General features: G+C 65.7%; 6 protein-coding genes and 1 pseudogene. All 7 read right to left on the reverse strand.

Going from position 1 to position 4,575, the window contains the following annotated elements:
* A pseudogene (locus ACE5C1_RS12135) lies at positions 1–321 on the reverse strand (hypothetical protein); the annotation flags it as partial.
* Positions 318–1,181: a TrbG/VirB9 family P-type conjugative transfer protein gene (locus tag ACE5C1_RS12140; protein WP_374944339.1), complete on the reverse strand. Its 864-nt coding sequence runs from the start codon at positions 1,179–1,181 to the stop codon at positions 318–320. The pseudogene ACE5C1_RS12135 and the gene ACE5C1_RS12140, both read right to left, overlap by 4 nt.
* Positions 1,178–1,969, reverse strand: coding sequence for a virB8 family protein (locus ACE5C1_RS12145; protein ID WP_374944340.1), 792 nt, complete (start codon positions 1,967–1,969; stop codon positions 1,178–1,180). The genes ACE5C1_RS12140 and ACE5C1_RS12145 overlap by 4 nt, the downstream gene beginning before the upstream one ends.
* Positions 1,970–1,972: 3 nt before the next feature.
* Positions 1,973–2,317 carry a hypothetical protein gene (locus tag ACE5C1_RS12150; RefSeq protein ID WP_374944341.1) on the reverse strand — a complete coding sequence of 115 codons (345 nt, stop codon included), beginning with the start codon at positions 2,315–2,317 and terminating at the stop codon, positions 1,973–1,975.
* Between the two features lies 1 nt (position 2,318).
* The gene (locus ACE5C1_RS12155; protein WP_374944342.1) at positions 2,319–3,383 is read right to left on the reverse strand and encodes a type IV secretion system protein; all 1,065 of its coding nucleotides are present in this window, start codon (positions 3,381–3,383) and stop codon (positions 2,319–2,321) included.
* 2 nt (positions 3,384–3,385) lie between these two features.
* On the reverse strand, positions 3,386–3,673 hold the full coding sequence (locus tag ACE5C1_RS12160; protein WP_374944343.1) for a hypothetical protein: 288 nt from the start codon (positions 3,671–3,673) through the stop codon (positions 3,386–3,388).
* Between the two features lie 20 nt (positions 3,674–3,693).
* Positions 3,694–4,407 carry a type IV secretion system protein gene (locus ACE5C1_RS12165; RefSeq protein WP_374944344.1) on the reverse strand — a complete coding sequence of 238 codons (714 nt, stop codon included), beginning with the start codon at positions 4,405–4,407 and terminating at the stop codon, positions 3,694–3,696.
* Positions 4,408–4,575: the final 168 nt, after the last annotated feature.

A 4,575-nucleotide genomic window follows, 5' to 3' on the forward strand; every position in this document is an offset into this window, starting at 1 on the left:
CGCTACAGGGGCATTGGGATCCGTGCCTGCGTCCGCCAGTTGCGGTGCCACGACACCGTCGTCCTTCACCCGGTAGGCGGTCTCGGTCGCAGGAACGGCCACTTCCTCCTTGCCGGCGTTCGACGACAGCATGCCTGTCGCCGCGGCAATGCCGAACACTGCGGCGGCTGCAATCAGGCTGCCGCCCACGAACAGCCGGTTCTTGTTGGCGGTGATGCCAGGAATACCGGTCGTGGCAGCGCCACCACGCTCGACGACGACCTCTTCGTCATTGGGAACGGCATCGCTCGCGATCGATGAGCCTTGGCTGATCCGGTTCATCGCTCGTCCTCCCCCTTGGTGGTTCGCTGAACGATCGGCGACGCTGTGTCGGTCTTGTAATCCTGCCCGTAGAACGACGGGTTTTCGTTGTAGACGGCGAGCACCAGACGCCCGCGGCGAAGGCGAAACTCCTTTGCCAGCGCGTGAACGACGATGAAATCATCGCGCACGTCGAACGGGGCGATCGCCTCGCTGCCATCGGGCAACACCCGGTACACTGTCGGCAGTTCGCGCTGGTTGGGAAACCGCATGACGGTCGAGACGCCGTTGTCGCTGACTTCGCTCGGTTGCAGTTCGGTCGCGCCTTGAAGCGTATAGGCCAGGTTTCGCCTGCCCTCGAGTACACCGACATCGAGCGCACTTTTCACCGCCGCCTGTTCGGCTGCCTGCAGCTGTTGCGCCGCGCCCCGGCGTTGAGCTTCCCGAGCGGCTGCCGCCTCGTCGGCTGGATAGCGGAACCTGACTTGGAAGTAAGTATTGGCCGCGCGCGGGCCGATCGTGCCCCGGCGCGCGACGAGCTCGAACGTGTAGCTGCGCAGACCTCCCGCCGTCCTAGTCGTCACGATCAGGTTGGTCGGACCGGCAAACTCGCGCGGCTTGAGGAACAGCATGTTTTCGGCCGGAGCGACCTCCCATGAGATCGTGTCGCCGAGCGCCACATGCGCAATCCGCTCGTCCGGGGCGAACACGATCTGCGTCGCCGATCGGTAGACGCCCGTGATGTGGAACACCTCGTCGGGGTGATAATCGGCGAAGCGGACACGAGCATCGTGCCGGCCGCTGGTCGGGACATCGTTGGCGGCCGCAACCGTCGAAACGATCATCGACGCGAGAAGCGCCGATCGCGACAGGAGGTTCATCGTCCGACCTCGCGCGTTGCCGGTTGCGCGCTGGGCGGCGCACCGTTCGGCGTCAGCGGAGCGGGGATGACGACAGGGCTGGCCTGCACCGGCACGGTGACCGGTGCCTGCGTGACCTCGGGATCCGCACGGTAGGTGCTGACCTGGAACCCCAGCGGGTTCATCAGCCGGTCGCTTTCGGACAGCGGCGCGCGCGAATAGTCGAAGGTCATCGTCGCAATCCAGCTCGTCCTGGTCACGCTTGTGCCCGAGACGATTTCCTTCACGAACCGGACCTGCGCGACATTGGCGTTGACGAAGGTGATGGCGTTCATCTCGACGCCGACCGAGCCGGCCTCCGCATAAACGACCTGCGGGCTCAGCGGATTGTCGTTGCGGTAGAAGGTGGCCCAGCGGCGTTGCTCGTCCGGGGTCGACATGATCGCGACCGAGTTGAAATAGTCACGTCGTGCGCGAGGCACCCAGCCTTCGCGATAGCGGACATATTGCGCGACGAAATACTTCGTCACGGCCTCCTCGTAGGGCACGCTTTCCCGGCCGGTCAGCGCGGTCGTCACCTCGGCAGACCCGGTATTGCGATCGACGGTCACGACATACGGCGCGACGGTCTTGAGCGGCGCCAGCGCCGCGACCGCGCCGACCGATACGACCGCGATGGCGGACGCGGCCCCCGCAACGATATAGGCGATACGCCGCGAGCGGATGGCACCCCGGATCCGCTCCTGATCCCACGATCTGGCCTCGTCGAAGTAGGTCGCGAGATCCTTGCCGAACACCCCTTCAGCCATTGCTCATTTCTCCATCGGATCGGTCGGGGCCTTGGTGTCGGGCGCGGTGTCGAGCGCGGGCACTTGCGCTTCCGGCGGTGGCGCCGGCGTGGTTGGTCCAGGCGTCGGGAACATCATCGTCGGTTCGCCAGCATCGAGCGAGTTGGGGGCAGCCGGACGGGCGGGCGCAACAACCGTGCCCGCCACGGCGTCGACGCTGGGCAGGACGGTTCCATAAGGGTTCGCCGGTCGCCGGTGCCGTCCGTCCGGAATATCGAGCTTGGCGAGCTTTGGCGTCGAGCAGCCGGAGACCGCGACCAGGATCGGGAGCGCCCAGCGTAAAGGCCCACGGGATAGCGTTCGCCTCATGTCATTTACCCCTCGAGATGGCGCCGCCAGGGTTACCGGCGCCGCGGCGGAAGCTCCGTCCCGCCCGGTAGTTCGCAAGGTGGCCGCTGCCGCGCGCGAGATTGCCCGCCGCGCCGAACACCGCGCTGGCAAACTGCGATGCCCCGGACGCGGCACCGCCGGCGAGACCTGAGGCGATCGCGGGAAGCTGGAAGAAGATGAAGGCGCCGACGAGGAAGAAGCCGCTCGCGACCAGTCCCATCGCCAGCGGCGTTTCCCGGTTACCCGCCATCTCCACGGCGCGCTCGCTGATCGTGAGGATCATCGTCACGACCAGGATCAGGATAACGAACAGCAGCACGTAATTGATGACCTGCGACAGCCACGACATGAACCAGCCACGGGTGGAGTCGAACAGCAGCGCGGCGACGAACAGCGGTCCAACGGTAAGGACGATCACCAGTGCGAACAGCACGAAGATCACCATCGTGAAGCCGACGCATGCGCACAGGAGGATGCAGACCACCGTAACGATGATCGCGAGTGCCAGGATGATGGAATCGCGCAGGTCCTCGATGCTGAAATCAAGGCCGACCGCGCCAAGCGCCGCTTCGCCCCAGCTTGGGTCACCCGCGGCCGCGCGCTCCTCGGCGCGCTTCGCGACGGCCTCGTCCTGCTTGTCGGCCATCTCGTTGACGACATCGAAGCCGCGCCCGACGAGCTGGTCGAAGAACTGCCCGCTATTGTCGACCGACGTGCCTCCCAGCGCAGTCGAGATCTCGCTGGGGATCGTCCGATAAAAATTCTCGGCTATGAGCGTGCCGTACTGGCTGGTGACGAGGAACCAGAGCATCGACAGTGCGAACATCCGGTACAGGAGTTCGCGGGCGGGATATTGAACCGCGCCCCGGATGACCGCGTAACCGATCAGGCCGATATAAATGGTCAGGCCAAGCGCCAGCGGCCCGCGAACATAGCCGATCATCGCTCCGTAACCCGAGCCGAAGATCGCATCGATCGGCTCCTTGAACCCGGCGAACATCGTCGAGAACAATTGCCCATCATATTGGAAGCCCGGTGCCGCCATGCCTATCTGGCTTTCGCCGAGAGAGCGTCGGCGTCGCGGCCGCTCGCGGTCCGCCGATCAGCCGTCCGTCGTTCGCGCGTGATGCGGGCGTCGGCGAGCGCGCCGTTGTAGCAGTTCTGCTGCAGGCTCGTGGCGGGATTGACCAGTTCCGCCGGGGTCGTCTCCTTCAGACACCGCTGCCCGAGCGCCGCGAGTTCAGCGCGGTGATCGTAGTAATACTCGGTGCTCTTCACCTGCTCGCTACACGCAGCCGAGACCAGCGCGGCGACCCCGGCAACCGCAACTCTCATCGTGCCGCGGTGCGAGCATTTCATCGCCTGCCACCAAGGAAATCGGCATCGCGCTGGCGCGCGGCGCGACCAGCATCGGTCCGCGCCTGCGCGCGGGTCGCGGCCGCCACACGCTGTGTCATCTCAAGCGCCCGAAGTCGTGTATCGTCGTTGCTCGCCTGCGCCTGTTCAAGTGCGATCCGTGCCTGCAGATCCTGGACTTCTTTGGCGGTCGTCGCCGTGGCCAGACGGGCCTGCAGTTCGCCGAGGCCGGCAGCCCGGGATTGCACGGCCTCACCGGTCATGTCGGCCACCGCAGCCGACGTCGCGATCCGGTTGCCGGTCGCTTCCATCGCATCGCGGTAGGCCAGTTCGGCGGGCGTCCTCGCGGTGCCGCTGTCGGAGGGCCGCAGGAACCGCTGGTAATAGGCCTGTGCCTTCTGGCCGATGGCGCTGTTGCCGCTCGACGCTCGACCGGAACTCAGGTCGGTCAGGCTGTCGGTGACCCCGATTGCACGCAGCCCGTCCTTGCCCAGCTGGCTAGCGACGTTTGGAATGTCCGTCAGCTTGTTGAGGTCGTTATACAGCCGCTGCGCCTCGGCGATCTGCTCCTTGCCCTGTTCGATCATCTTCACCGTCTGCCGGATCTGCTCGACCTGCTTGGCGATCGCGGCCGGGTCGATGACGGTCAGCTGCGCGCTTGCAGGCGCAGCCCACAGCGCCAGTGTAACGGTCGTCAGGAGGATGGATCGCATGATGATGTCCTTTCAGCTCGGGCGACGCGCGCGGTGGAATGCGGGCAACCAGTCGTCGGGATCAGGGCCGGTTTCGGCGATCGCACGCGTCATGACTGCGATCGTCTCGGTCCGGCCCGACAGCACCGCCAGCGCATCGTCGAGGCCAGCGAGATCGAGCTCCACCAC

Source organism: Sphingomonas sp. (genome assembly GCF_964263785.1).
Taxonomy (GTDB): Bacteria; Pseudomonadota; Alphaproteobacteria; order Sphingomonadales; family Sphingomonadaceae; genus Sphingomonas.